Origin of the sequence: Streptomyces cyaneus (genome assembly GCF_004028635.1) — a bacterium.
Classification (GTDB): domain Bacteria; phylum Actinomycetota; class Actinomycetes; order Streptomycetales; family Streptomycetaceae; genus Streptomyces; species Streptomyces cyaneus.
This window is the reverse complement of record NZ_RQJW01000003.1, coordinates 305,137-331,777: the sequence shown is the minus strand read 5'-3', so window position 1 is coordinate 331,777 and position 26,641 is coordinate 305,137. Positions and strand designations below refer to the sequence as shown.

Here is a 26,641-nt window from a genome sequence, read left to right as displayed (position 1 = left end):
ACAGCGCCACCTGCACGGAGACTGCGCGGCTCCGCTCTGGGTACGAGGACTGGTGCAGCAGCGTCCGGCCAGTTCCGGCTTCCGAGAGAGAAACGCATGATCGAGCACGTGGACGGGGCAGTGATTCCAGCTGGTTTCGACGTGCCCGTGGAACCGCTTCGGCGGGCGGCGCACTACAGCGGTGAACCGGGATGCATCGCCGAGGCGCGGTCCTTCGCCGCAGTGTTCCTGGGCCGGCTCAGGACCGAGTGGTGCGCCACGATCGGCGAGCCGGCCGAGGACAAGGTGCTCCTGGTGGTCAGCGAACTGGTCACCAACGCCGACCGGCACAGCAACGGCCCGTACATCCTGGACCTGGAGGGTACGGACGACGCGGTGACGGTCTGCGTGTACGACAGCAGCTCCGCCCTGCCCCGCCGCTACCCCAAGGACCCGGAACGGGTCGGCCGCCACGGCCTGGAGATAGTGCACGCACTCGCGGCGGAGGTCGCGGTGGAAAAGGTGCCGGTCGGCAAGCGGGTACGGGCGCTGCTTCGGCTGACCGACGAGTGACGGGCGAACTCCGTCGGCGAGAGGGCGAGTTGGCCGGCGATTCTCCCCAGAGCAGAACGCCGATCCCTTCCCACCAGGTGCTGGGAATCTAGTCTGAAGTGGTGAGCAACCAACCGCCGAACGAAGCCCGCGTCATTCCGCTGCGCCCGCCCGCCGCGCGCCCGGCCGCCGCTCCGTCACAGCAGGGGGAGGCCAAGGAACCCCTGTGGCGCGACCTGGTCGGTGACGTCCTGCGCCGCGAGCGCCTGACCCAGGAGCGCACGCTCAAGGACGTGGCCGACGCCGCCCGGATCTCCATGCCGTATCTGTCGGAGGTGGAGCGGGGCCGCAAGGAGGCCTCCTCGGAGGTCCTCGCGGCCGCCGCCCACGCCCTGGGGCTCGGCCTCGGCGACCTGCTGTCGCGGGCGCAGGGCGAGCTCGTGCGGATCACCAGCCGCCGGGTGCCGGGCGCCGGCCGCAGCAGGGCCGGTTCGTCGTACGACGGGATGTGCCTGGCCGCGTGAGGACGCGCCGGCGCCTCAGACCCGCACTAGGCGTCGGCTCACCACCTCGTCGGCCAGCCCGTACGCCACCGCCTCCTCGGCGGTGAACACCTTGTCGCGGTCCATGTCCGCGCGCAGCGTCGCGATGTCGTGGTGCGTGTGCCGGGCCAGTACCTCTTCGACCTGCGAGCGGATCCGGACCATCTCCTTGGCCTGGAGGGCGAGATCGGACACCATGCCCCGGCTGCCCCCGCTGGCGGGCTGACCGAGCAGCACGCGCGCGTGCTCCAGCACGAACCGCCGCCCCGGGTCCCCTCCGGCCAGCAGTACGGCCGCCGTGGACGCCGCCTGTCCCACGCAGAACGTGGAGATCGGCGCCTGCACGTACGTCATCGTGTCGTAGATCGCCATGAGCGAAGTGAACGAGCCGCCGGGGGAGTTGATGTAGATCGCGACCTCGCTCTCCGGCGACGCCGACTCCAGATGGAGCAGTTGCGCGATGACGACGTTGGCGACGCCGTCGTCGATCTCCGTGCCGAGGAAGATGATGCGCTCCGACAGCAGCCGGCTGAACACGTCGTAGGACCGCTCGCCCTGCGGCGTGCGCTCGACGACGTTCGGAATCGTGTAGGTCCCCATGTCACAGCCCCATCCGTCGTCGGGAGGAAGCCGGGCGGACGTCCGTGAGGGACTCCACCACCCGGTCCACCATGCCGTACTCCCTGGCCTCCTCGGCCGTGAACCAGCGGTCGCGGTCGCCGTCGCGGGAGATCGTCTCCGGACTCTGGCCGGTGTGCTCCGCGGTGATCCGCTCGATGGTCTTCTTGGTGAACTCCAGGTTCTCCGCCTGGATCTCGATGTCCGCGGTCGTGCCGCCGATGCCCGCCGACGGCTGGTGCATCATGATCCTCGCGTTCGGCAGCGCGTACCGCTTGCCCTCGGCGCCGACGCTCAGCAGGAACTGGCCCATGCTGGCCGCGAAGCCCATGGCGAGCGTCGAGACGTCGTTCGGGATCAGCCGCATCGTGTCGTAGATGGCGAGGCCCGCGTGCACCGAGCCGCCGGGGCTGTTGATGTACAGGGCGATGTCGGTGCGCGGGTCCTCCGCGGACAGGATCAGCAGCTGGGCGCAGACCCGGTTCGCGGAGACCTCGTCGACCTGCGTGCCCAGCAGCACGATGCGCTGCGCCAGCAGCTGGGACGCGAGCTGGTCGTCGAAGCGGGTGGGAGGGGTGTCGCCCTCCTCCGCCCGCGGCGCGAGCGTGGTGGTGAGTGGTGTCATCGGTTCTCCTCGTCGTGGCGCGGATGCCGTCGACTCCACTGTTGACCGCGGACGAGGCCGGAACGCGGTTTCTCTGCCCGCGGCAGATTCGCCACGGGCAGAGCGCCGCCTCAGCCCTTCTCGCGCAGCTGCCGGAAGAACGCCCGTACGTCGTCCACCAGCAGGTCGGGCTCCTCCATCGCCGCGAAGTGCCCACCCCGGTCGAGCTCCGTCCAGCGCACGATGTTCTCCGTGCGCGCCGCCTTGTGGCGCAGCGGGATCTGCGGATCGCCGGGGAAGGAGGCCACCGCGGTCGGGGCGGTCGAGGGCTCGTGCGGGGCGGCGATCCGGTCGCCCGTGGCGTGGGCGCGCTCGTAGTAGACCCGGGCGGACGAACCGGCCGTGCCCGTCAGCCAGTACAGCATCACGTTCGTCAGCATCAGATCCCGGTCGACGGCCTCCTCGGGCAGCTGCTCGGAGTCCGTCCACTCCTGGAACTTCTCGACGATCCAGGCGAGTTGACCGACGGGCGAGTCCGTGAGCGCGTACGACAGGGTCTGCGGCCGGGTGGACTGCACATGGAAGTAGCCCGTCCCGTCGCGGAACCAGGCGGCCCACCGGCGCCACGAGGTGAGCGTCCGCTCCCGCTCCTCGGGGCTCAGTGCCGCCAGCTCCTCCGGCGTCGGCTCGGTGGCCGCCTGCGCGCCGGGCAGCAGGTTGACGTGGATGCCGATGGCCCGGTCGGGGTGGACGCGGCCCAGCTCGCGGGAGATCGCCGCGCCCCAGTCGCCGCCCTGGGCGCCGAACCGCTCGTAGCCGAGGCGGGTCATCAGCTCGGCCCACGCGTCGGCGATGCGGCGCGCCTCCCAGCCGGTCTCCCGGGTGGGACCGGAGAACCCGAAGCCGGGGATACTCGGCAGCACGACGTGGAAGGCGTCGGCGGGGTCACCGCCGTGCGCCGCGGGATCCGTCAACGGCCCCACGATGTCGAGGAACTCGACGATGGAGCCCGGCCAGCCGTGCGTGACGATCAGCGGGGTGGCATCGGGCTCGGGGGAGCGGACATGGGCGAAGTGCACATGCGCGCCGTCGATCTCGGTCGTGAACTGCGGCCACTCGTTCAGCCGTGCCTCGGCGGCCCGCCAGTCGTACTCGTGCCGCCAGTAGAGCACCAGCTCGCGCAGATACTCCGACGGAACCCCGTACGCCCAACCCACCCCCGGCAGTTCGTCGGGCCACCGGGTGGCGTCCAGGCGACGGTGGAGATCGTCCAGGTCGCTCTGCGGTATGTCGATACGGAAGGGACGGATGCCGCTGTCAGCGGGCGAAGACGTCATGAAAGGGATGCTAGTGCCGAAGGGTGTAGCGGCCATCTGGATTGACCGCCACGCGACCGATGAGTTCCGGGGCGAGGATCGGTCGACACAGGTGACAGCGTTCCGCACGCCCAGGAGGTACTCATGGCAACCGACGGATTCACCACGTGTCTCTGGTTCGACGGCCAGGCCGAGGAGGCCGCCCATTTCTATGTGTCGATCTTCAAGAACTCCAGCGTCGGCAAGGTCGCGCGCTACCCCGAAGGGGCGATGCAGCCTGCGGGCGGCGTGATGACCGTCGAGTTCACGGCCAACGGCCACAAGTTCCTCGGGCTCAACGGCGGCCCTCAGTTCAAGTTCACCGAGGCGACCTCCTTCATGATCTTCTGCGAGAACCAGGAGGAGATCGACTACTACTGGGCCAAGCTCACCGAGAACGGCGGCGAGCCCGGCCCGTGCGGCTGGCTCAAGGACAAGTACGGCGTGTCCTGGCAGGTCGTCCCGGACCGACTGCAGGAGATGGTCACCGACCCGGACCCGGCGAAGGCGGCCCGCGTGACCAAGGCGTTCATGGCGATGAGCAAGTTCGACATCGCCGCGCTGGACAAGGCCTACGCGGGCGAGTGAGGCACGCTAGCCGAGCTCGGCTCTGCCGATCATCCGTGTGATCTCCCTGGCGATCCGCAGGATCCCGGGGGAGCGGACCGGGCACGGCTTCGGCGTCGACGTCGTGGGCGCCAGACAGAAGTGCAGGTAGTCGTCGTCGCGGTGCAGCGCCGTCCGATCCCGGCCCGGCTGAGTGCAGTACCCGGAGAGTTCGCGCTCGTACCCCGTGCACGGCAGGTACTGCACCCAGGAGTAGCGCGCCCCGGCCGCACTCACCGCCTTGCCCGCGTCGGCGACCAGGTCCTCCGAGGCGGCGGCCTGCGCCTCGTAGAGGGCGTTGATGCGCCGGACCCGGTCGGGAGTGATCGGGTCCGGGCCCTGCGACACCCAGACGATTCGGGCGTCCCCGGCAGCGGCGATCTGGTCGGCGAGCCGCTCCATGTCGGCCGCGTACCGCTCGAAGTACTTCCCGGGGGAGGCGTCGTACGTGATCCCGTCCATGCACGGCGTGTAACCCCACGCGTTGCCCCAGAACTGCAGCACCACGAAGTCCGGCCGAAGCCGGCGCACCAGGGCGGCCGCCTTGTCCGCCACCGGCACGAGGGACCGCTTGCCCGTTCCCTCCAGGTAGTCGCACAGGGTGGTCCCCGAGTACGGGGCGCTCGTGTACGTCGCCCGCAGGTCGCGGCGCAGCTCCTGCCCGAGCACCTTCTGCGCCTCCATCGCCAGCGAGTCGCCCAGATACAGCACGGAGGGCGCCTTCGCGGCGGGCGCCTTCGCAGAGGTGCCGGGCGAGGCGGGCGCCCGCTGATGGGTGGTGGCCGACGCCTGAGGCACCTCGGGGGGCGCGGCGGCTTCGGGCCCGGACGCCGGGTCCCCGCACGCCCCGAGGAGCACGGCGGCCAGCAGCACCCCGACGATCCACGGCTTGCGCATACGGCAACTCCCGCCCCGGACACCGAAAACGGCTCCCCAGGCAAGCACAGCCGGGCCCACGGCGGAAGACCCGCGTCGGCCACGGAATGCCCGTGGCCGACGCGGGCCTGACGGTTGTTCAGAACGGTCGTTGAGAACGGTCGTTCAGACGCGGTCCGCCGCGATCAGCAGGTACTGGAAGCTGCCGTTCTTGTACGCGGTCAGGAACGTGTCCTCGATGCCCGTCACCAGGTGCTCGGCCTCGCGGCGCAGCTCCCAGTAGGGGATGGTCGCCTCGGTCAGGTCCTGCACATGGACCGGGACCAGCCGGTTGCGGGCCATGGCCCGGAAGTAGGCCGAGCGCGGGTGGATGTCGCAGATGTAGTGGGCGTTGATGAGCGACACCTCACGGGAGGCACGCCCGTAGGTGTCGTTGTAGCAGCCGGTGATCACCACATAGCGCCCGCCGCGGCGCAGCAGCCGGGCGTGCTCGGCGAACAGCAGGTCCAGCTCGACGTACATCGTGGACTCGTTGTTCCACGACGCCGCGAACTCCCCGGACGGCAGCCCGGTGTCGAGCATGTTGCGGCAGTGGTAGCGGACCCGGTCGTCGATGCTCCGCTTGCGGGCCTGCTCGTTGGCGAACTGGGCCTGCTTGGCGGAGAGCGTGACGCCGTCCGCCTGGCAGCCGTAGCGCAGATGCGCCACCACGCTGCCGCCGCCGCGTCCGCAGCCGGCGTCGAAGACCCGATCGGCGGGCGTCAGCGGGCCCAGGTGGGTGGCGAGCAGTTCGGCCTGGGCGTGTTCCAGCCGGTGCAGTTCGGCGGTGATGCGTTCGCTGCGCAGCCCGGGATCGGGTTCGTCGAGCACGGAGCGGTCGGCGTCGCCGATGCCGTAGTGATGGTGGTACAGGTCGTCGATCTTTCCGAGTTCGAGGTTGACCGGGTTCTCCTCGGCGTTCCAGTAGTCCGCGACGCGGGTCTGGTACGTGGACTGGGACGGCACCGGGACGGTCTTGGTGCCGGCTTCGGGGGCGATGGTCAACGGTGACTCCTCGTGCTGGTGCGTGTGACGTTCTGTCATTCGGTCGCGCATTACCAGTAGTTGGGCAGGTGGTAGCGGTGGGTGTTGGTGGCGTGCCACTCGTGGTTGCCGGCCACCCAGTCGGACAGGCTCCGGGTGTAGCGCTCGACGAGCGGCGAGGTGGCGGCCAGCACGGCCGACTCCTCGTCGAAGGCGTCCATGATCTGGTTGTGGATCTCGACGGCCTTCAGATAGGCGGCCTTGAGCCCGCACCGCTCGTTCGCGGCGATGACCTGCGGCAGGTTGAGATGCGTCGGATCGCTCGCCAGCTCCTTGGTGAAGGAGTACAGGTCGTTGACGATCGTGGTCGCGTTGCAGGCGAGCGCCGTCACCCGCTGGATCTCGGGCCGGGCGTAGAGCGCCTCGGGCAGTTCGTAGCCGTCCACGGCGTCCACGATCGACAGACAGGGACGGAAGTTGTTGAACTGCCGCATCACCAGGTACTCCCAGACCCTGGGCACATACCCGGTCTCCGCCCAGGCGGCCTCGGCGAGGTAGCCCATGTGCAGCCGGGCGATGTCGTGCACGAAGCGGTCGGTCTGGCTGGGCGTGGCGAGGTCGGCGTAGTCCTGGAGGGCGAAGTGGTACGAGCGCAGCGGACCGTCGGCCCGCACCCCCAGCCGCCACTCCTCTTCGTGTTCCGGAATGCCGTGGAAGGGGTCGATCGCCGACTGGGCCATGATCAGCCGGCCCGCGAGACCCCGGCGCTCCCCGCCCCGGCCCTCGTCCTCCTCGCAGTAGCAGGAGTCGACGACGTTCTCGGCGAGCAACAGCTCCCCGGCGACCGTCAGACGCTCCAGATCGACCGCCTCCGGATGCTGGAGCACCACGGCACGCCCGAACTGGAACCCCGTGAAGTCCCCGTTCCACGCCTCGGGGAACAGATCGAGGCGCCGCGCCCAGTCCTCCAGCCTGCGATCGACCTCCGCGGCTTTCTCGGGGTCGGCGGGGGCGACCTCCCGGTACCGCAGCCCCGGGATCGCGCCGCCGCGCCGGGCGTTCAGGCTGCTCGCCAGGTTCGGCGGGCCCGGCAGCGAGAAGGTGGACGACGTGCTCATGGCGTGCTCCACGCGGTCACTCGGCCGTCCGGCCGATCTGGGCGTTCTCCAGGATCCCGACGGCGTCGGGGACGAGGATCGCCATCGAGTAGTAGGCGGTGACGAGGTAGCGGATGATCGAGTTGGCGTCGATGCCCATGAACCGCACGTTCAGACCGGGCTGGTGCTCCTCCGGGATCCCCGTCTGGTAGAGCCCGATGGCGCCCTGGTCGTCCTCCCCGGTGCGCAGCGCGATGATGCTGCTGGTGTGCTGCGGGCTGATCGGGATCTTGTTGCAGGGGAAGATCGGGACCCCGCGCCAGGCGGGGATCTCATGCCCCTCCACGCTCGCGGTGCCGGGCACCAGACCGCGCCGGTTGCACTGCCGGAAGAACGCCGCGATCGCCTTCGGATGGGCGATGAACATCTTGGTCTTGCGGCGCATCGACAGCAGTTCGTCCATGTCGTCCGGGGTGGGCGGCCCGGTGAAGGTGCTGATGCGCTGCCCGTAGTCCACGTTGTGCAGCAGCCCGAACTCCCGGTTGTTGACCAGCTCCCACTCCTGGCGTTCGCGGATCTCCTCGACCGTCAGCCTCAGTTGCTGCTCGGTCTGGTTCATCGGGTTGTTGTAGAGGTCGGCGACCCGGGTGTGCACGCGCAGCACGGTCTGGGTCAGGGACAGCTCGTACTCGCGCGGGGCCAGGTCGTAGTCGACGTACCCGCCGTTGATGGTCGGCTCGCCGACGTGGCCCGCCTGCACCGGAACGTCGGCCTCGCCCTTGCGGTTCATGGGGAGGCTCTGCCGCGCGGCGTAGGCCTCCAGATGCGCCGCGAGGGACGGGACCCGGTCGGTGAACTCCTGGACCACGGTCCAGGGGAGCACGAGCAGCACGCCGGCGGTCTCCGCCCGCACCGAGCTCAGCCACAGCGGGTCGGGCTGGCCGATGCCTTCGTCGCCCATCTGGTCGCCGTCGGTGACGACCCCGAGGATCTCCTCCTCGCCGTACTTGCCCTCGGTGAAGCGGGTGAACCGGCCGTGCACGACCAGATAGGCCTCCGTGACGGGTTGCCCTGCCTCGACGAGCACCTGTCCGGCGCGGACCTCACGGACCCGGAACCGGCTGGCGACCTCTCTGAGCACGTCGATGTCGTCGTAGCCGCGCAGGACCGGCAGCTCGGTGAGGGTCTCGGGGATGACCTTGATGTCGTCGGCGCCGTTCTGGTCGAACTGCACCCGGCCCCGGCCGACGCGCAGTTGCAGACGGCGGTTGACCCGGTAGGTGCCGCCCTTCACATCCACCCAGGGCAGCATCCGCAGCAGCCAGCGCGAGCTGATCGCCTGCATCTGGGGTTCGGACTTGGTGGTTGTGGCGAGCTGCCGGGCGGCCTGGGTGCTGAGACTGGTGAGCTGAGCGTCGGAGTTCGGCTCGGGGTCGGGTTCGTCGACGGCGGGACCGGTGGCGCTGTCCGGTGTGGACACATTCACTCCTGGGAGGTGAGCGGGCTGACCGTGCGCGCGTCCTAGCCAAACAGTCGCCGTGACCAATGGATCAGGGCGTGAAAGGGGCGTCTTCAGGCCCTGGAGGTGCAAACCTGCCGCGTGAGGCAGTGGACGCACCGTGAGTGGTCCCGCTCCCCTCCCGTGCTCCCGCACGCCCGAGTGGCGGCGCTCAGGACAGGTCGTCCACCAGCACCGCCGCCCCGTCGAACCGGCCCGCCTTCAGATCCCGCAGCGCCTCGTCCGCCCGCGACAGCGGGTACGTGTGCGTCGTGGCGTGTACGGCGTGCTCGGCGGCGAGCGCCAGGAACTCCCGGCCGTCCGCGCGCGTGTTGGAGGTGACGCTGCGCAGCTGCTTCTCGTAGAAGAGCTCGCTCTCGTAGCGCAGCGCCGGGACATCGCTGAGGTGGATGCCGGCGATCGCCAGCGTGCCGCCCCGGTCGAGGGCCCGCAGCGCCACCGGGACCAGGTCGCCGACCGGCGCGAACAGGATCGCGCTGTCCAGCGGCTGCGGCGGCATCTCGTACGCGTCGCGCGCCGATGCGGCACCCAGGTCGAGCGCCAGCTTCCGCGCGGCCGCGCCCCGCGTCAGCACGTGCACGGTGGCGCCCTCGGCCAGCGCCACCTGCGCGCACAGATGGGCGCTGCCCCCGAACCCGTACAGCCCGAGCCGCCCGCCCGGCGGCAGCGCCGCCCGCCGCAGCGCGCGGTAGCCGATGATCCCGGCGCACAGCAGCGGCGCGCACGTCACGTCGTCGATGCCGCCCGGCAGCCGGTAGGCGTACGCGGCCGGTACGGTCGTGTACTGCGCGTAACCGCCGTCGGCGTCCCAGCCCGTGTACCGCGAGGCCGGGCACAGGTTCTCGGCGCCGCGCGCACAGTGGACGCAGGTGCCGTCGGTGCGCCGCAGCCAGGCCACCCCCACCCGCTCCCCGATGTCGAAGCCGCGCACCGCAGCCCCGACCCCGGCCACCTCACCGACCACCTCGTGCCCCGGCGTGACCCCCGGCCGGTGCACCGGCAGATCCCCCTCGACGACGTGCAGATCCGTACGGCACACCCCGCTGGCGCGCACCCGCACGAGCAGCTCGTCGTCCTCCGGCACCGGCACCGGCTTCTCGACGAGCCGCAGGGGCTCTTCCTCCACCGGCCCCGGCTCGACCACCGACCATGCGCGCATCGTCCCGCCCGTCATACCGTGTCCGCCTCCTTCCCCAGTCTGGAACGGAAGCGTCCATTCGGCGCGCGACCGGACCTCCGGGTGACTAGCGTGAGAATCCGGACAACTAGCCAAGCTGGAAGAGGGCCGCAGTCATGGCCGTGCAACCTGAAGGAACCCCCTGTTGGGCCGACGCGATGTTCAGCGACGTCGAGGGAGCCAAGAGCTTCTACGGCGATGTCCTCGGCTGGACCTTCGGCGAGGCATCGTCGGAGTTCGGCAACTACACCCAGGCCTACGCGAACGGCAAGGCCGCCGCCGCGGTCGTCCCGCCCATGCCGGGCCAGGAGGGCATGTCGCAGTGGTGCCTCTACTTCGCCGCCGCCGACGTAGCCGCGACCGCCGCCAAGATCCGTGAGAACGGCGGGGAGATCCTGATGGAGCCGATGGCGGTCGGTGACTTCGGCAGCATGTGCCTGGCCCGCGACCCCGGCGGCGTCGTCTTCGGGGTGTGGCAGGCCGGCACCCACGAGGGTTTCGACACGTCGATGGACGAGGCCGGCGCCTTCTGCTGGGCGGAGGTCTTCGCGCGCGAGCCGGAGAAGTCCGACGGCTTCTTCCCCGCCGTGTTCGGCTACGGGCAGCAGCAGATGGAGGACGACGCGATCGACTTCCGCCTCTACACCCTCGGCGAGGGGACCATGGCCCTCGGCCGGATGAAGATGACCGACGACTTCCCGCCCGAGGTCCCGCCTTACATCAACGTCTACTTCAACGTCCCCGACTGCGACGACGCCGTCGCCAAGGCGACCAAGCTCGGCGCTGTGCTGCGGTTCGGCCCGATGAGCAGCCCGTTCGGCCGGTTCGCCGCGCTGAGCGACCCGCAGGGCGCGAACTTCTCGGTGATCGACACCGGCACCACCGAGGGCGAGATGCCGAAGCTCGGCGACGTCTCCTGAACCCCCTCCGCGACCGGTCACCCGGCCCGACCATGGCATGATCGGCGCATGCGTGAACGAGTTGTGGCCGCGTGCGACGGGGCTTCGAAGGGAAACCCCGGGCCGGCGGGCTGGGCCTGGGTCGTCGCCGACGAGGAGGAGACCCCCACCCGCTGGGAGGCGGGCCCGCTCGGGCGGGCCACCAACAACGTCGCGGAACTCACCGCACTGGAACGCCTGCTCACGGCGACCGACCCCGGCGTACCGCTGGAGATCCGGATGGACTCGCAGTACGCCATGAAGGCCGTCACCACCTGGCTGCCGGGCTGGAAGCGCAACGGCTGGAAGACGGCCGCCGGCAAGCCGGTCGCCAACCAGGACCTGGTCGTGCGCATCGACGAACTGCTCGACGGCCGCACCGTCGAGTTCCGCTACGTCCCCGCCCACCAGGTCGACGGCGACCGGCTGAACGACTTCGCCGACCGCGCCGCCAGCCAGGCGGCCACCGTGCAGGAGTCCGCGGGCAGCGGCCTCGGCTCACCCGAGCCGCCGCCCTCCCCGGACACCCCGTCGGCCAAGGCCCCGCGCCGCAAGGCGGCGGCCACCCGGAAGAACGGCAACTCCTCCCGCACCATCAAGGCCAAGTTCCCGGGCCGCTGCATCTGCGGCCGCAGCTACGCGGCGGGCGAGTCCATCGCCAAGAACGCCCAGGGCTGGGGCCACCCGGACTGCCGTACCGCCGAGGCCTGACGGGCGGTCCGCACGGGCGGTGCGGACGGCGTCTCAGGCCGCGTCGAAGGTGTAGTGCGCGGTGTGGTCCAGCAGGTCGGCGGGACGCACGTCGTTCCACGGCTTCATCGTGTCGTTGAGGTCGACCACGTTCGGCGTCCCGGCGGCGGGCAGATAGCCGGAGCCGGGGTGCCGCCGCTGCCAGTCCGCCCACAGCTTGTCGATGTAGGCGTGGTGCAGCCAGAACACCGGGTCGTTGGGTGACATACCGGTCGCCATGTGCCCGCCGACCCAGACGTGGACCCGGTTGTGCAGATTGACGCCGCGCCACCCTTCGAGGTGGTTGCGGAAACCGTCCGACCCGCTGTTCCAGGGCGCCATGTCGTACGTCGGCATGGCGAGCACGGACTCCACCTCGGCCTTGGTCGGCAACTCCCGTACCGCGGTGCCGAGCGAGCGGCGCAGAAACGTACGGCCGTCGACGCGCACATTGATCGCCCAGTTGCCGGTCGACGCCGCGAACGGCCCGTCCATCACCTGACCGTCGCGGCTGCGCCCGGTGCCGCCGAGGAAGTCGGGCGCCCACAGCGAGGACCGTATCGAGCGGTCGGTGCTCCAGTCCCAGTACGGCAGCGCCACCGAGGCGTCCACCTCCTGCAACGCACGCTCGAACTCGAGCAGGAATCTGCGGTGCCAGGGCAGGAAGGACGGTGAACGGTGGCCGACGCGCTCCCCGTTGTCGGTGTCGCCGACGATGAAGGCATTGTGGGTCGTGACGAACGCGTCGTAGCGGCCGCTGCGCTTCAACTCCAAGAGCGCGGCGACGAATCGCCGCTTCTCGTCGGCGGTCAGCAGGGCCTGGTTCTTGCGGACGGTCATGGTCGCTGGTGCTCCAAAGTGCGGGTACGGCAGGTCAGTTGGCGGGGAAGGGCAGCAGTGCGGCGCCCTGTAGCTCGTCCACGGCGGCACGGGCGACGGCGCGCGGGGTGGGCACCGGGTCGTAGTGGCTGACGACGCTGATCCAGCTGCCGTCGGCGTTGCGCATCACATGCAGCTCCACTCCGTCGACGAACACGGCGTATCCGCCACCGTGATGCTGGTGGCCGCCGCCCGAGGCCGGCCGGCCCTGTATCCGGCGGCCCTTGTAGACCTCGTCGAAGGACGTGGGGGAGTGGTGGTCGTGCCCGGCGGCGGACGAGGTGGAGGCGGTGAGCGTCTGGACACCGGCCGCGGCCGCGGTGGCGAGGGTGGCCGCGGCGGTGAGCGCACGGCGACGGCTGAGTTCCGGCATGCGGACCTCCTGAGTTCGTTCGGTTGACGACTCCGCATGCCTATCGGGCCGGACGAGAGAGGGAGAAATCGGTCGGGAGTGGTTGGCTCCGATCAGGACAAGTCTGCACATGTCGTGCAGAGTTGAACAAAGATGATCTTGCTTTGGATGGCGCCCAAAAGTCCCGGAAGGGGGAATTCCTTCTCCTGGGAATCCCGTTTCGGGTGGTCCTTCGCGGGCGGGTGGGTCGCCAGTGGCCTGCCTCACCGGTCGAAACTGGCGCGATCCGAAATGTCGCGGCCGGACTGCTCTGCCTTGCTACCCTGCGAAGTGATATGACCGTTTTAAAACATTTCTAGGGGTGTGCGTGAAGGTTGTCTGCGTCGGAGCCGGGCCCGCCGGCCTGTATCTCTCGATCCTGCTGAAGCTGCGGGACCCGTCCCACGACATCACCGTCCACGAGCGCAACCCGGAGGGCTCCACCTACGGGGCAGGCGTCACGTACTGGCGCGGACTGCTCGACAAGCTGCACGAGCACGACACCACGTCCGCTCGCGCCGTCGAGGAGAGCTCGATCCGCTGGGACGAGGGCGTCGCCCACGTCCGGGGCCGCACGACCCGCCGCTCCGGCGACACGGGGCACGGCATCGGCCGCCACCAGCTGCTGGAGATCCTCGCCCGACGCGCCCGCTCGCTGGACGTGCGGCTGGAGTTCGAGCACGAGATCATGCCGGAGAAGCTGCCCGCCGCGGACCTGGTGGTGGCGGGCGACGGCGTCCACAGCACCCTGCGCACCCAGTACGCCGACGACTTCGGCACCCGGACCAGGCGCGGCCGCAACCGCTACATCTGGCTCGGCACCAGCAAGGTCTTCGAAGCCTTCACCTTCGCCTTCGTCGAGACCGGCCACGGCTGGATCTGGTGCTACGGCTACGGCTTCAGCCCCGAGGGCAGCACCTGCGTCATCGAATGCGCCCCCGAGACCTGGACCGGCCTAGGCCTCGACACCGCGAACGAGGCCGACGCGATGGCCCTGCTGGAGAGGGTCTTCGCCGACTTCCTCGACGGCCACCCGCTCATCGGCCGCTCCGGCGCCGACGGCAGCGCCCAGTGGCGGACCTTCCGCACCGTCACCAACCGCACCTGGCACCGCGACAACCTCGTCCTCATCGGCGACGCCGCCCACAGCACCCACTACTCCATCGGCGCCGGCACCACCCTCGCCCTGGAGGACGCCATCGCCCTCGCCGCCGCGCTGCACGAGCACGCCGCCCTCCCGCAGGCCCTCGCCCGCTACGAACAGGAGCGCAAGCAAGCCCTGTTGTCCGTCCAGAGCGCGGCCCGCTACAGCGCCCAGTGGTACGAGAACCTGCCCCGCTACATCCGCCTGCCCCCGCAGCAGATGTTCGCCCTGCTCGGCCAGCGCCACTCGCCCCTGCTGCCGTACGTGCCGCCCCAGCTGTACTACCAGATCGACAGGGCGGCCGGGCAGGTGGAGACGTTGCGGCGCCTCAAGCGCCGGCTCGGTCCCAAGATCGCGCGCACCATCCAGGCCAGGGCACTGGCCGCCCGCAAGTAGCCGCACTCACCGGAACAACCGGTCGAGGAAGGCATTGCCGAACACACCGTGCGGGTCGAGCCGATCCAGCACCCCGGCCGCCCGCCCCCACACCTCCTCCCCGAAGGAGCCGGGTACGGCCGTGCCCAGCACCTCGCCGTCGCTCCAGGCACTGTCCCTCGTGTAGGCCCAGCCCTTCGACCACTCGACCCGGGTCGTGGCGTACTCGCCGTCGAAGGTCCGCAGCACAAACCGCTCGATCTGGCTCAGGAACTCCTCCGCGTACGGCGTCCCCGGCAGCGTCAGGATGTTCAGCCACACGGCCGTGTCCCACTCGGGACGGTCGTCGCGCGGCCCGAGCGCCGACAACAGCGCGGTCCGCGCCCCGTCCACACCGGCGTCCGCCGGATCGTCGAGGCCCGTGACCCGGATCTCCAGCGAGCCGTTGACCGGGAATCGGCCCCGGTCGGCGTACGCAGTGAGCCGTTCCCGGTAGAAGGCGGTGAACTCGGCGACGACGCGCTGCACTTGGGCCCGGCTGGTGAGCACCGCGTACCCGTTCGTGGCTATCCTCAGCGTCGTCGGCCGCAGGTACAGCAGCGTGTTCTTGGACGGCCCCCAGATGTCCGCCGACAGCGTCGCCACCAGCCCGAGCGCGGCCACGTCGTACTGCGCGTTGCCGAGCACCGGCGCCAGATACCAGGCCTCGTCCGACACCATCCGCCCGACCAGGTCCGCCACCGGGCGCGGCACATTGTCGGAGAACGGGTAGTTGTACGGCGTCGTCACATGCCGTGAGGTCAGCGGTCGGGTGGGGGAGACGCTCCACACCTTCAGCCACGGGAACTCGGTGAAGGCGAACCAGATCGCCTCGACGCGCCCTGCCCGGTCCAGGAAGCTCGCAAGGGTGCGTCCGTCGGTGCCGGGCGCGGCGAAGAGCTCGCCGGCCGGGACGTCCGTACGGCTGACGCACCGCAGGTCGGTGTTGGCCCCCACGCGCAGCACGACCTCGGTGACCATCGAGCGGCCCACATGGGTGAGCAGCGCGGCACATTCCCCCTCGGCGCGGTCGTACGTCCGCAGCACGTACCCGCCACTGGCCTCGTCCCAGACGACGGCCGTCAGCGACAGCACGAGATTGCTCAGTGAGCCGTAGGTGTGCCCGGGCAGCCGCTGTTCGTCCCGCGCCGGTACGGCGGTGCCGTGCGCGCCGATGGCGAGCGCGCCGCCCAGGGTGAGGTTGCCGGGAGCGGGCGCGGCGGTGACGCCGAGGCCGTGTTCCTCCAGGTAGGTGAGCAGGGCCTCCAGGGTGACGCCGGTGCCGACCCGTACCGAGGTCGGCGACCGGAGCGACATGCCGGTGAGATGAGAGGCGGTGTCGACGAGGAGGACCGGCGCGTCCGACTCGGTGCCCTGGGTGATCGTCAGCGGGGACCAGCCGTGCGAGGAACCCCGGGCGCGGACTCTCCAGCCGTGCCGCCAGGCCCAGTTGACGACGGCCACCACCTGGTCCGGGCCGGCCGGTGCGCAGGCCCACAGCCCGTCGGCGGTGATCTCGCCGACCCAGTTCCGGTACGCGGAGCGGTACAGCGCCACATCCCCCGGGAAATCCGGCAACTCCTGTGCCGCGACGGCCGGATCCGCCGGGAGGAGAGTCGGTACGGCGGCCATGGCGGCGGCGGTGCGCAGGAAGCCCCTGCGGCTGAAGTCGTCGGTCACGGGCTCACGCTAGGGACGGGCTTGACAGTCACCACCGGCCTGTCGAATCGTTTCACTCGTGTGAGTGAAAGATTCACAGGTAACCACGCGGAGGGGCCCGTTCCGCACGCGTGCATGACGAATGACACACTGGCGCCATGGACGAGCGTGTAATCGGTAGGTCGGGTCAGCAGGCATCCGTCGTCGGTCTCGGGACGTGGCAGCTGGGCGCCGACTGGGGAGACGTCGACGACAAGGAAGCCCTGGCGGTGCTGGAGGCCGCGGTCGAGTCGGGGGTGACCTTCTTCGACACGGCCGACGTCTACGGCGACGGGCGCAGCGAGCAGACCATCGCCACGTTCCTGCGCGGCAGGCCCGAGCTGGACATCTTCGTGGCGACCAAGATGGGCCGCCGCGTCGACCAGATCCCCGAGAACTACGTGCTCGACAACTTCCGCACCTGGAACGACCGTTCGCGGCGCAACCTCGGCGTGGACCGCCTCGATCTGGTCCAGCTGCACTGCCCGCCGACGCCGGTCTACTCGACGGACGAGGTGTTCGACGCCCTGGACACCCTGGTCGAGGAGGAGCGCATCGCCCACTACGGCGTCAGCGTGGAGACCTGCGAGGAGGCGCTGACCGCGATCGCCCGCCCCGGCGTCGCGAGCGTGCAGATCATCCTCAACCCGTTCCGCATGAAGCCCCTGCGCGAAGTGCTGCCCGCCGCCGAGCAGGCGGGCGTCGGCATCATCGCCCGTGTGCCGCTGGCCTCCGGCCTGCTGTCGGGCAAGTACACCAAGGACACCGTCTTCCCCGCGAACGACCACCGCACCTACAACCGGCACGGCGAGTCCTTCGACCAGGGCGAGACCTTCTCCGGCGTCGACTACGAGTCGGGTGTGGAGGCGGCCGTCGAGTTCGCCGGCCTCGCCCCCGAGGGCTTCACGCCGGCCCAGCTGGCGCTGCGCTGGATCATCCAGCAGCCGGGCGTGACCACCGTGATCCCGGGCGCCCGCTCGCCCGAGCAGGCCCGCGCCAACGCGGCCGCCGCCGCGCTGCCGGAGCTGTCCGACACGACGCTCGCCGCGATCGAGGACCTCTACGACCGGCGCATCAAGGACCAGGTCGAAAACCGCTGGTAGACCCGTACGGCTCCGGGGCGGCCCCCAGCCGCTCCCGGAGCCCGCTCGTTTGAGTGTTCAGTGCCGGGGTTACCCGGCCCGCATGACCGAGAAGGAAAGACGGACGGGACGCGACGAGACCGCGGACGAGCGCGCCGACCGTATGTGGGGCGAACTCATCCAGGAAGTCCGGGTGGCCCAGATGGGCGTCCAGATCCTGTTCGGCTTCCTGCTCACCGTCGTCTTCACGCCGAAGTACGACACCCTCGACGACACGGACCAGACGATCTACATCGTGACGGTCGTGCTCGGTGCCGCCGCCACCGGCGCCCTGATCGGCCCCGTCTCCCTGCACCGCCTGGTGTCAGGACGGCGCATCAAGCCGAAGGCGGTGGAGTGGGCCTCCCGGCTGACCTTCGTCGGCCTGATCCTGCTCCTCGCCACCACGACGTGCTCGCTCCTGCTGATCCTGCGGGTCGCCACCCACGACGGCTATGTGCCCTGGCTGGTGTCGGGCGTCGTCGTCTGGTACCTGGTGTGCTGGTTCCTGCTGCCGCTGTGGACACGCCACCGCTACACAGAGTGAGCGGTGGCGTTCTCGCCGGCATGAGGACGGCTACTGCTGCCGCGCCGTGCCTCCCTGCGCCCCGCGCAGTGCGGCGATGCACGTGGAGATGGCCTGCTGGAGCTCCTCCAACTGCTGGACCATGTCGTCCTCGACGAACTCCTGCACATCGTCGAAGGTCAGTTCCTCGAAGACCCTCGTCGCCTTCTGCAGACTGCTGTAGAACTTCGTCCGCCGCTCCTGCACACGCAGTTCGGGGTCGGCCTCCACCACCTCGGCGACGAGCGACTTCATGGTGCCGTAGGCCTCGGTGGCCCACTCGCCGGTGTCCTCGTCCTCCTCCAGCTCGTCGATCAGCGACAGGTGCCGCTCGGCCTCCTGGCGAAGGTCGACGGGCGCGTCGACGGTCTGCCCGGCCGGGGTCTTGATCTGGCCGGACTCGGCGATCTGGCGGACGTAGTCGATCCGGTCGGCCGCCCGGCTCTCACTGGCGACGGCCTTCTTCAGGTCGTCGGTGCGTACGACGTCCCGCGCCAACTCGGCCTGCAGGTCGGGGTCCTCGAGGACCCGGTCGAGGAGAGCCTGGCGGGCCGCGCGGGCGGTCGAGGGGTCGGCGAGGATCGCGGCACGCAGCGCGGTGGGGTTCTCGGCGACCTCCAGGGCCTTCGTCGGGCGGATGCCCTCGGCCTCGGCGGCCTCGGCGATGGCGGTGCCGCGCTCGGAGGTGGCGCTGTTGCGGGAGACGTAGTAGCTGAGCCACACGTCGGCGTCCGGCAGCTCCACCTCCTGGCCCGGCGACAGCGCCTCGAAGTGCGGGACGAGGCCGTCGTCGGCGGCCCGGTCCCAGGCCTTGTAGTAGCGCATGACGCGCTCGGCGGAGCACCCGGCGAGCTCGGCGAACTCCTTCGCCGACACCTTCGGCGTCTCGCCCGCGCTCTGCCCGCCGGGCCGCACGCTGCGCGCCACCATCAGGCCGAAGGCCCAGCCGCCGGTCCGCGCGTAGACCCCGAACTCGCGCGCGTCCCGCGCGACGAGATCGGACAACGGGGCCTGGGGCGCGGGGGATGTCTCGGGCGGGACGAACGCCAGTGTCACGGGTGACTCTCCTGTAGGGACTGCTTGCCGATGGGCCCATTAGGTCATGGGGCCTGCTTGGACTGCAGAAATGCAGACCAGCAGCCTATGGCACCCGCGGACGTCGCTTTCGCGGTCTGCGGCGTCACCCGGTGCGACAGGAGCCGCGTACGCGTCCGGTCAGCCGAGAGCGTGCCGCAGCGCGGGCAGCAATGTCTTCTCCGCCCAGTCGAGATACGGCAACTGGGTCTCGCCGCCGATCTGTACCAGGGCGATCTCGGTGAAGCCCGCCTCGGCGTACGGGCGGACGGCCTCGACGAAGGCGTCCGGGTCGTCGCCGCACGGGATCGAGTCGGCGACGTCGTCCGGGGTGACGAACTGGTTCGCCGCCTCGAAGGAGTCCGGGTGCGGGAGTTCCGAGTTGACCTTCCAGCCGCCGCCGAACCAGCGGAACTGGGAGTGGGCGCGCTCGACGGCGGTGTCCCGGTCGGGGTCGTAGCACACCGGGAGCTGCCCCACACGCGGCTTGCCCGCGCCGCCGTGCCGGTCGAACGCCGCCAGCAGGTCCGCCTTGGGCTCCGTGGCGATCACCAGGTCACCGAGCCTGCCCGCGAGCTCGCAGGACTGCTCCCCGGAGACGGCGACGCCGATCGGCGGCGGCTGGTCCGGCAGGTCCCAAAGGCGGGCCGACTCGACGTCGAAGTGCGTGCCGCGACGATTCACATGGCCGCCCTCGAAGAGCGCCCGGATGATCCCCACCGCCTCCTCGAGCATCTCGTGCCGCACGTCCACGGACGGCCAACCGCCGCCCACCACATGCTCGTTGAGGTTCTCGCCCGACCCGAGCCCCAGCCGGAACCGGCCCTCGGACAGCAACTGCATCGTGGCCGCCTTCTGCGCCACCACAGCCGGGTGGTAGCGGAACGTCGGACACGTCACGTAGGTCATCAGCGGAATCCGCGACGTGGCTTGGGCGGCCGCGCCCAGCACACTCCAGGCGTACGGCGAGTGACCCTGCGATCGCAGCCACGGAAAGTAGTGGTCCGAGGTCACGGAGAAGTCGAAGCCCACCTCCTCGGCGCGGACCAGGTGGTCCACCAGCTCACGGGGGCCGGCCTGCTCGGTCATCATCGTGTATCCGATCTGCACCATACGGCCCGAGTCCCCGGACAGGGGTGAGGAAAACGGGACGGACGGGGCAGGGCCTCAGCTGACCGCGGGGGCATCGGGAGAGGATGCCCATATGTCTGTCCACCCGTTGCCCTCGAGCTCCCCCGCCGCCCAGGGCGTCGATGCCTCCGGTGTCCTCGCCTTCCTCGATGCCCTCGACACCGCCCCCGACATCGAGCCGCACAGCCTGATGATCCTGCGGCACGGCCACCTCGTGGCCTCCGGCTGGTGGGCGCCGTACGCCCCCGAACGCCCGCATCTCCTCTACTCGATCAGCAAGAGCTTCACCGCGACCGCCGCCGGGATCGCCGTCGGCGAGGGCCTGATACGGCTCGACGACCCGGTGATCTCGTACTTCCCCGAGTTCGAGGCCGACATCACGGACCCGCGCAGTCGCGCGATGCTCGTGCGGCACGTGGCGTCCATGGCCAGCGGGCACGAGACCGACACGATCTTCGCCGCCCGCGAACTCGACCGCGAGGACCTCGTCCGCGGATTCCTGCTGGTACCTCCGACCCGCGACCCGGGGACCGTCTTCGCGTACAACCAGCCCGCCACCTTCGCGCTCGCCGCCATCGTCCAGCGCGCGAGCGGCCAGTCGCTGACCGAGTACCTCCGGCCCCGCCTGCTCGATCCGCTCGGCATCGGCGAGATCGCGTGGCAGCGTGACCGCAGCGGCCGGGAACTCGGCTTCAGCGGGCTGCACGCCACCACCGACGCGATCGTCCGGCTCGGCCAGCTGTATCTGCGGGGCGGGGTGTGGGAGGGCGAGCGGCTGCTGCCCGAGTGGTGGGTGGCCGAGGCGACGCGCCGGCAGATCCCGAACGCCGGTGTCATGCCCTGGGACGACTGGCAACACGGCTATGGCTTCAAGTTCTGGATGTCCCGACACGGCTATCGCGGTGACGGCATGTTCGGTCAGTTCTGTGTGGTGCTGCCCGAGCAGGACGCCGTGATCGCGACGACCGCGGACACCTGGGACATGCCGGGCCTGCTGAACCTGGTCTGGGAGCATCTGCTGCCCGCGTTCCGGCCCGCGCCCCTGACCGGCGGCGAGGCGGCGGACGCGGCCCTGGCGGAGCGGCTGGCGGGCCTCGCGCTGCCGCCCGCCGCCGGCAAGCCCGCACCGCCCGAGCGCGTGGAGGCCTGGTCCGCCGCCGCGTTCACCCCGGACGACGGTGCCCGCGCGCACCTGCCCAAGCTGACCGCGATCGACCTCACGCAGGGCCCGGACGGCTGGACCCTGACGCTCACCGAGGACGGTCACCCGCTTCGGCTGCGGCTCGGCGACGCCGGCTGGAGCGTCGCCGAGGAGCCGGTGCCCACCGCGGTCAGCGGCGGCTGGACCGACGCGGACACCCTCGTCGCGGACATCGCCTTCCTGGAGACCCCGCACCACCTGGAGGTGACCTGCTCGCTCAAGGACCGGACATTCACGGCGAGTTGGCGCACCGCACCGCCGCACCGCCTGCCCTTGCGGGCGATGGGCGCACCTCGCGCGTCGGCCTGATCAGCCCTCGGGCACCCGGAAGGTCCGCAGGAAGACATCCAGGGCCTCCTGGTTGGCGGGGTCGTCCCAGTCGGCCGCCGGGGTCGTCCAGCGCAGTGAGTAGCCACGGTGATCATCGATGAGGAAGCCACGGCCGAAGGTACGGACACGGACGCCGTCCTTGTCCGAGAGCCACTCCATGTCGGCGGCCTCGTATCCCTGGTACGTCGTCGCCTTGATCTCGCCGATCCGCTGGAACCCGCTCCACTCCTCGAGGCCGGGCTCCACGGAGTCGCGCCAGACGGCGACGGGGTCCGGGCCCAGGCGTTCGCTGTAGGTGATGGCCAGCTTGCGCGCGTCGCCGTCGGCGCTGAAGAAGACGCGGTACGCCAGGTCCGAGGCACGCGTGGTGCGCAGCGGCTGCCAGCCCTCGGGCAGGGCGACCGAGAAGCCGTCCGGTGACTTGTACGTCGTGTAGTCGGGGGGCAGCGCCGTGCCCGAGGGGGAGGCCGTGGGCGGCTCCGCCTCCGTCGCTTCTTGCGTGGGGGACGAGCTGGGCGACGAACTGGGCGTGGGGGAGGGGGTGGGGGACTGGCCGGTCGGCGTCCCGGCGGAGGCGGGCGGACTGGGCGCCGTACCCGCCGCCGACGCATCCGAGTCGTCCGGCCGGCCGTTGGTCACCACCAGGACGGCGGCCGCGACGGTGACCACGGCGAGAGCGGTGCCGGCGATCATGGCCCGTCTGCCCCAGCCCGGCCCCACGGCGTACAGGCCGCGCAGACGGGGGCGCGACTGCGCCTGCAGGGGGGCCTGTGGGTCCTCGTTGAGGACGCGCACGAACGCGTCGCGGACCACCGGCCGGCTCAGCCGCTCCCGGGAGTCCTTGCGCAGCAGCCCCTGCACGGCCTGCGTGAGCGGCCCGGCGCGCACCGGGGCGCGCAGCGGCAGCCGGTCCACGCCCTTCAACGTGGCCTCGGGCCGATCGCGTTCCCGGTACGGCGGGCGCCCCTCGACCATCGTGTAGAGGATCGCGCCGAGCGCCCACAGGTCCGAGGCCGGTCCGATGCGCTCGTCACGGGCCTGTTCCGGGGACGCGTACGACGGCGCGGCGACTCGGGGCGCGAGGGTCGCGCCGGCCAGCCCGAAGCCGGTGACCACGACGGAGCCCTCGTCGCTCACGAAGACCTGGCCCGGGCTCAGCTCGCCATGGGTGATGCCCGCGACGTGCGCGGCCTCCAGCACGTCGAGCAGTTCGAGGCCGATGCGCGCGGCTCGGACATAGTTGAACGTGCCCTGCTGGGCGAGGAGTTCGCCCAGGGGCGTGCCGTCGAGCCACTCGGTGACGATCCACAGGCTGCCGGACTCCTCGACGGCGTCCAGGACGCTTGCGACCCGGCCCGGGCGCAGCAGCCCCATCCGCTCGGAGGTCCGCAGAATCCGCGAGGTGGCCCGGCGACTCTCCTCGGGGCACGGATCGTTCGGGAGTCCGATCTGGGTGAGGAGGCACGGACGTTCGGTCTCTATGTCCTCTCCGTAGTAACTGACGCGGTTCGTCTCGCGATGGACGACATCGACGAGCCGGTACCTTCCCGCGACCAACTCGGCTGTGGAGACACGCGCCTTGACCATGGTCATCCCTCGCTGAACCCCTGGCTCCCATTTCTCACAGGAAGTACGAGAGACGCGACGGGAAGCGTTCAACGAAAACCTCAACTAAAGGGCGTCTCTTTCTTTTTGCTTCTTACGTGTGAGTAAGTTTCAGGAAATCAACGCGAATTGAGCCAGCGGGGTTTCAGTGAAGACCGAAATCCGCCGCCCAGCGCAGCACATCCCCGGTCGTCGCGTTGCCCCCGCACACCACCAGCCCGAGCCGGGCGCCGCCCCCGACCCGCTCCACCACGCGCCGGGCCGCGGGCAGCAGACAGCCGGCGGCCGGCTCCGCCCACACCTTGGCGTGCTCGGCGAGGTCGAGCACGCCCCGCACCGCCTCCCGGTCCGGCACCACGAGCACCTCGTCGACCAGGGCGGACACATGGTCGTACGTCAGTTGCGACACGGCCGGCGCACTCAGCGTGGACACGATCGACGACAGCGCCACCGGCACCGGCGCGCCTGCCGCCAGCGCCTCGGACATGGCCTCGGCGCCCTCGGTCTCCACACCCCAGATCCGCACGTCCGGTCGGCGCGCCCGCAGTGCCACCGCGACGCCGGCGACGAGCCCGCCGCCCCCGACGCTGACGAGCACGTCCGTGAGGTCGCCGGCGTCGTCGGCGAACTCCAGCCCGACGGTGCCCTGGCCGGCGATCACCAAGGGGTCGTCGAAGGGGTGGACGAGCGTCAGCCCCTCGTCGCGCAGCCTCGTCACGAGCGAGAACGCGCCGTCCATGTCGTCCGTGAGCCGCACCGACGCCCCGGCGTCCTCGACGATCCGGACGGAGCGGGCCGGCGCCGTGCGCGGCATCACCACGGTGGCCTTCACATCGTGGACGGCGGCCGTCATCGCCAGGGCGATACCGTGATTGCCCCCGCTGACCGCGACGACCCCGGCGGCGCGCTGCGCGTCGCTCAGCGACAGCAGCTTCGCCGTCGCCCCGCGGGCCTTGAACGAGCCGGTGCGCTGGAGGAGTTCGAGTTTGGCCGTGACCGGAACGCCGAGGAGGGCCGACAGGCCGGGGCTGGGTACGGTCGGGGTGTGCACGACGTGTCCGGCGATGAGGTCGGCCGCGGCTTCGACGTCCGAGATCCCGATCAAGGCAGTCACCTCTCCGGCGTGGGGGCGGTGAACCACGCCGCTTCGCACCCTGACGCGGGTGGTGACGCCGGTCAACTCGGTTTCGCCGTGGGCGGCAAGGTGACGCGGAGTTCACCCCGGTGCGGCCGTGAACCGTGCTCTCACAGATCGCGCCGTACGAGGAAGTCGAGCAGCGCCCGCAGCTCCTCGGCGGCTCTCGCCTCCAGCGGCACATCGGCGAGAGCCCTCTCCACGGCGGTCACATGGCGCCGTGCCTGGGCGAGTGCGGCCGAGCGGCCACCCGACTCCTCGATCAGCGCGGCGGCCTCGGCGGGGTCGGCTGCCGACTCCAGGAGCGCGCAGAGCCGACCGGCGGCGGGGGAGTCGAGCGCGGCCAGCACGGGGAACGTCTTCTTGCGCTCCCGCAGATCGCCGTAGACCGGTTTGCCGGTGACGACGGGGTCGCCCCAGATGCCCAGCAGATCGTCGACCATTTGGAAGGCGATGCCCAGATGCCGGCCGGCACGGTCGAGGGCGGCCACGGTCGCGGGGGGCGAACCGCCGAGCAGAGCGCCCAACGCGGCCGCACACCCCAGCAGGGCGCCCGTCTTGTGCTCGGCCATGGTCCGGTACTCGTCCGGCCGCACCCGCTCCGGCCCCGTCCAGGGACGCGTGGCGAACAGCAGGTCGTCCGCCTGCCCGCGCACCAGGTCCTGCAACGCCACGGACAGCAGCCGTACGGCCTGCGGGCCCGCCGCTTCCACGGCGAGCGTCTCGACCGCGAGTGCGAACAGCGCGTCCCCGGCGAGAACCGCGGGTCCCGTGCCGTACGCCTTCCACACGGTGGGGCGGCGCCGCCGCGCCTCGTCGCCGTCCATGATGTCGTCGTGCAGCAGGGAGAAGGCGTGCACCAGCTCCACCGCGACCGCCCCGGGCACCGCGACACGCCCGGGCGCACCGGCTGCCTCGGCCCCGAGGACCGCCAGCGCCTGCCGTACGCCCTTCCCGCCGGACGCTGCGGCCGGTGCGCCGCCCACCTCGCACCAGCCGAAGGAGTACGCGGCCATCTCACCGACCCACGGATGCGTCCGCCCCACCGCCTCCCGCAGTGCGGGCCGCACCAAGGCGCGGCAGCGGTCGAGGACTTGGCGGGCGTCCGCCGGTGCCTGTACTGCGGAGGGGAACGCCGTCACCGTACGGCCACCGCCCCGGCGCCCACCACACCATGCTCAGCAGGGCTTTCTGCATCGGCCACGGCGCAGAACTCCTCCTGCGCCCGCGCCACCATCTCCCGCGCGTGCCGCAACCCGATCCGCTCCAACACCCCCGCCAGCTCGGCCAGTTCGGCGGCGGTCTCGGCACGATCGCGTCCCAGGTGGGCCCGCGACTTGGCCAGCCCCAGCCGGGACAGCGCCTCCCCGCGCGGCTCGCTCATGGCGCGGAACTCCGCGAGCGCCTGCTCGTACAGGTCCCGGGCCTCGGCGTAACGCCCGGCGCGGTAGAGGACGTTGCCTCGCATCTTGTGGTTGTAGGCCAGTGCGCTGGAGAGCTTCATCGCACGGCACGTCGTCTCCGCCTCGGACAGCAGGGCCAGCGCCCGCTCGACGTCACCGTCGCGCACCGAGACGATGTCCGCGAGTCCGCGCAGCGCCCAGGCGTGGCCACGCCGGTCCTCGGCACGCACGGCGATCTCGGCGGCCTCCTCGAACAGGGCGTACGCGGTGTCGTACGAGCCGGTGTTGCGATGGATCTGGGCTATGCCCTCCAGCGCCCACACGGTGTGCCGCGCCTCGCCGCGCCGCCGGGCCTCGGCCAGCAGCTGCTCGTGCAGCCGGTGGACGGCCTCGTAGTCGCCCTGGATCCGGCCGGTCTCCGCCAGGCCGGCCAGCGAGTAGCCGCGTACGACGATGTCGCCGCCCCGCTCGCCGAGGTCCGCCGCGAGCTGGAGCAGCCGCCGGGCCAGGGGGAACGCGCCGCGCTGCCGGGCCAGTGTGCCGCCGCTCCACAGCGCCCACGCCATCGCCGCGGTGTCGTCGACCTCCCGGGCGGCGCGGTAGCTCGCCTTCCACGCCCGCTCCGCGTCCCCGACCTGCCCCAGCCGGCGATGCGCCTCGGCGACCGCGAGCCCCGAGCGCGCCGCCTCGCCGTGCTGCCCGGCCCGCTCGGCCGCCTGCAACTGCTCGGTGCCGGCGGCGAGTACGTCGGTCAGCGAGGAGTTGACGGACAGTGTGGTCAGGGCGCCCTGATACTCCGGGGCGAATGCCTTGCCGTACATGGATTCCTTTCGATCCGGTATACACAGCATCTATACGCGCCGTGTATACATGGAGGGTATAGTGCGTCGGAAATGAGCCCCGGTCCAAAGGGCCAGGGCGTCATCCCAGGTCGG

Annotated in this window: 26 protein-coding genes; 9 read left to right on the top strand and 17 right to left on the bottom strand. The window is 70.8% G+C overall.

The genetic code is table 11. The features are described from left to right. Window positions 1–96: 96 nt before the first annotated feature. Both EHO50_RS10650 and EHO50_RS10645 read left to right on the top strand, forming a co-directional pair. Window positions 97–552, top strand: coding sequence for an ATP-binding protein (locus EHO50_RS10650; RefSeq protein ID WP_128429643.1), 456 nt, complete (start codon window positions 97–99; stop codon window positions 550–552). A gap of 101 nt (window positions 553–653) precedes the next feature. Beyond that, complete coding sequence (locus tag EHO50_RS10645) at window positions 654–1,055, top strand: helix-turn-helix domain-containing protein (protein ID WP_128429642.1); 402 nt, start codon at window positions 654–656, stop codon at window positions 1,053–1,055. 15 nt (window positions 1,056–1,070) lie between these two features. Here EHO50_RS10645 and EHO50_RS10640 read toward each other — a convergent pair whose 3' ends face one another. The 3 genes from EHO50_RS10640 to EHO50_RS10630 form a co-directional block, all read right to left on the bottom strand. Then, window positions 1,071–1,673: a ClpP family protease gene (locus tag EHO50_RS10640; protein WP_128429641.1), complete on the bottom strand. Its 603-nt coding sequence runs from the start codon at window positions 1,671–1,673 to the stop codon at window positions 1,071–1,073. Between the two features lies 1 nt (window position 1,674). After that, window positions 1,675–2,316, bottom strand: a complete 642-nt coding sequence (locus EHO50_RS10635) for an ATP-dependent Clp protease proteolytic subunit (protein ID WP_128429640.1) — start codon at window positions 2,314–2,316, stop codon at window positions 1,675–1,677. A 110-nt stretch (window positions 2,317–2,426) separates the two neighbouring features. Further along, window positions 2,427–3,632, bottom strand: a complete 1,206-nt coding sequence (locus tag EHO50_RS10630) for an epoxide hydrolase family protein (protein ID WP_128429639.1) — start codon at window positions 3,630–3,632, stop codon at window positions 2,427–2,429. 123 nt (window positions 3,633–3,755) lie between these two features. Here EHO50_RS10630 and EHO50_RS10625 point away from each other — a divergent pair, with 123 nt between their 5' ends. Next, window positions 3,756–4,238 carry a VOC family protein gene (locus EHO50_RS10625; RefSeq protein WP_128429638.1) on the top strand — a complete coding sequence of 161 codons (483 nt, stop codon included), beginning with the start codon at window positions 3,756–3,758 and terminating at the stop codon, window positions 4,236–4,238. 6 nt (window positions 4,239–4,244) lie between these two features. Here EHO50_RS10625 and EHO50_RS10620 read toward each other — a convergent pair whose 3' ends face one another. The 5 genes from EHO50_RS10620 to EHO50_RS10600 all read right to left on the bottom strand — a co-directional run bounded on the left by EHO50_RS10620 (window position 4,245) and on the right by EHO50_RS10600 (window position 9,930). Continuing rightward, window positions 4,245–5,153, bottom strand: coding sequence for an SGNH/GDSL hydrolase family protein (locus EHO50_RS10620; protein WP_128429637.1), 909 nt, complete (start codon window positions 5,151–5,153; stop codon window positions 4,245–4,247). 144 nt (window positions 5,154–5,297) lie between these two features. Beyond that, window positions 5,298–6,176, bottom strand: coding sequence for a geranyl diphosphate 2-C-methyltransferase (locus tag EHO50_RS10615; protein ID WP_128429636.1), 879 nt, complete (start codon window positions 6,174–6,176; stop codon window positions 5,298–5,300). Between the two features lie 50 nt (window positions 6,177–6,226). Beyond that, the gene (locus tag EHO50_RS10610) at window positions 6,227–7,273 is read right to left on the bottom strand and encodes a family 2 encapsulin nanocompartment cargo protein terpene cyclase (RefSeq protein WP_128429635.1); all 1,047 of its coding nucleotides are present in this window, start codon (window positions 7,271–7,273) and stop codon (window positions 6,227–6,229) included. Window positions 7,274–7,289: 16 nt separating this feature from the next. Next, the gene (locus EHO50_RS10605; protein ID WP_128429634.1) at window positions 7,290–8,732 is read right to left on the bottom strand and encodes a family 2B encapsulin nanocompartment shell protein; all 1,443 of its coding nucleotides are present in this window, start codon (window positions 8,730–8,732) and stop codon (window positions 7,290–7,292) included. Window positions 8,733–8,922: 190 nt separating this feature from the next. Next, window positions 8,923–9,930 carry a zinc-binding alcohol dehydrogenase family protein gene (locus tag EHO50_RS10600; RefSeq protein WP_181449622.1) on the bottom strand — a complete coding sequence of 336 codons (1,008 nt, stop codon included), beginning with the start codon at window positions 9,928–9,930 and terminating at the stop codon, window positions 8,923–8,925. A 134-nt stretch (window positions 9,931–10,064) separates the two neighbouring features. Here EHO50_RS10600 and EHO50_RS10595 point away from each other — a divergent pair, with 134 nt between their 5' ends. Both EHO50_RS10595 and EHO50_RS10590 read left to right on the top strand, forming a co-directional pair. Then, a complete protein-coding gene (locus EHO50_RS10595; RefSeq protein WP_128429632.1) occupies window positions 10,065–10,868 on the top strand; it encodes a VOC family protein in 804 nt (267 codons plus the stop codon). A gap of 48 nt (window positions 10,869–10,916) precedes the next feature. Continuing rightward, on the top strand, window positions 10,917–11,597 hold the full coding sequence (locus EHO50_RS10590; protein WP_128429631.1) for a ribonuclease H family protein: 681 nt from the start codon (window positions 10,917–10,919) through the stop codon (window positions 11,595–11,597). A gap of 33 nt (window positions 11,598–11,630) precedes the next feature. Here EHO50_RS10590 and melC2 read toward each other — a convergent pair whose 3' ends face one another. Next, on the bottom strand, window positions 11,631–12,455 hold the full coding sequence (gene melC2 / locus EHO50_RS10585) for a tyrosinase MelC2 (RefSeq protein WP_128429630.1): 825 nt from the start codon (window positions 12,453–12,455) through the stop codon (window positions 11,631–11,633). Window positions 12,456–12,489: 34 nt separating this feature from the next. Continuing rightward, complete coding sequence (gene melC1 / locus EHO50_RS10580) at window positions 12,490–12,867, bottom strand: apotyrosinase chaperone MelC1 (protein WP_128429629.1); 378 nt, start codon at window positions 12,865–12,867, stop codon at window positions 12,490–12,492. 346 nt (window positions 12,868–13,213) lie between these two features. Here melC1 and EHO50_RS10575 point away from each other — a divergent pair, with 346 nt between their 5' ends. Further along, window positions 13,214–14,425, top strand: coding sequence for an FAD-dependent monooxygenase (locus EHO50_RS10575; RefSeq protein WP_181449594.1), 1,212 nt, complete (start codon window positions 13,214–13,216; stop codon window positions 14,423–14,425). A gap of 6 nt (window positions 14,426–14,431) precedes the next feature. Here EHO50_RS10575 and EHO50_RS10570 read toward each other — a convergent pair whose 3' ends face one another. Then, window positions 14,432–16,075, bottom strand: a complete 1,644-nt coding sequence (locus EHO50_RS10570; protein ID WP_128430647.1) for a cholesterol oxidase substrate-binding domain-containing protein — start codon at window positions 16,073–16,075, stop codon at window positions 14,432–14,434. Window positions 16,076–16,260: 185 nt separating this feature from the next. Between EHO50_RS10570 and EHO50_RS10565 the strand changes: the two genes are divergently transcribed. Both EHO50_RS10565 and EHO50_RS10560 read left to right on the top strand, forming a co-directional pair. Continuing rightward, on the top strand, window positions 16,261–17,244 hold the full coding sequence (locus EHO50_RS10565; RefSeq protein WP_128429627.1) for an aldo/keto reductase: 984 nt from the start codon (window positions 16,261–16,263) through the stop codon (window positions 17,242–17,244). A gap of 82 nt (window positions 17,245–17,326) precedes the next feature. Further along, on the top strand, window positions 17,327–17,809 hold the full coding sequence (locus tag EHO50_RS10560; RefSeq protein WP_128429626.1) for a DUF6328 family protein: 483 nt from the start codon (window positions 17,327–17,329) through the stop codon (window positions 17,807–17,809). 30 nt (window positions 17,810–17,839) lie between these two features. On the opposite strand, the gene EHO50_RS10555 is transcribed toward EHO50_RS10560, so the two are convergent. Then, a complete protein-coding gene (locus EHO50_RS10555; protein WP_128429625.1) occupies window positions 17,840–18,883 on the bottom strand; it encodes a hypothetical protein in 1,044 nt (347 codons plus the stop codon). 159 nt (window positions 18,884–19,042) lie between these two features. Beyond that, complete coding sequence (locus EHO50_RS10550) at window positions 19,043–20,014, bottom strand: LLM class F420-dependent oxidoreductase (RefSeq protein WP_128429624.1); 972 nt, start codon at window positions 20,012–20,014, stop codon at window positions 19,043–19,045. Between the two features lie 91 nt (window positions 20,015–20,105). Between EHO50_RS10550 and EHO50_RS10545 the strand changes: the two genes are divergently transcribed. Continuing rightward, window positions 20,106–21,542: a serine hydrolase domain-containing protein gene (locus EHO50_RS10545; protein WP_128429623.1), complete on the top strand. Its 1,437-nt coding sequence runs from the start codon at window positions 20,106–20,108 to the stop codon at window positions 21,540–21,542. Here the strand turns inward: EHO50_RS10545 and EHO50_RS10540 are convergent, their stop codons facing one another. The 4 genes from EHO50_RS10540 to EHO50_RS10525 form a co-directional block, all read right to left on the bottom strand. Further along, on the bottom strand, window positions 21,543–23,156 hold the full coding sequence (locus tag EHO50_RS10540) for a serine/threonine protein kinase (RefSeq protein ID WP_128429622.1): 1,614 nt from the start codon (window positions 23,154–23,156) through the stop codon (window positions 21,543–21,545). 157 nt (window positions 23,157–23,313) lie between these two features. Next, on the bottom strand, window positions 23,314–24,273 hold the full coding sequence (locus tag EHO50_RS10535; protein WP_128429621.1) for a threonine/serine dehydratase family protein: 960 nt from the start codon (window positions 24,271–24,273) through the stop codon (window positions 23,314–23,316). A 140-nt stretch (window positions 24,274–24,413) separates the two neighbouring features. Next, window positions 24,414–25,445, bottom strand: coding sequence for a polyprenyl synthetase family protein (locus tag EHO50_RS10530; protein ID WP_128429620.1), 1,032 nt, complete (start codon window positions 25,443–25,445; stop codon window positions 24,414–24,416). Beyond that, on the bottom strand, window positions 25,442–26,527 hold the full coding sequence (locus tag EHO50_RS10525) for a tetratricopeptide repeat protein (protein WP_128429619.1): 1,086 nt from the start codon (window positions 26,525–26,527) through the stop codon (window positions 25,442–25,444). Before EHO50_RS10525 ends, EHO50_RS10530 begins: the two co-directional genes overlap by 4 nt. Window positions 26,528–26,641 lie beyond the last annotated feature (114 nt).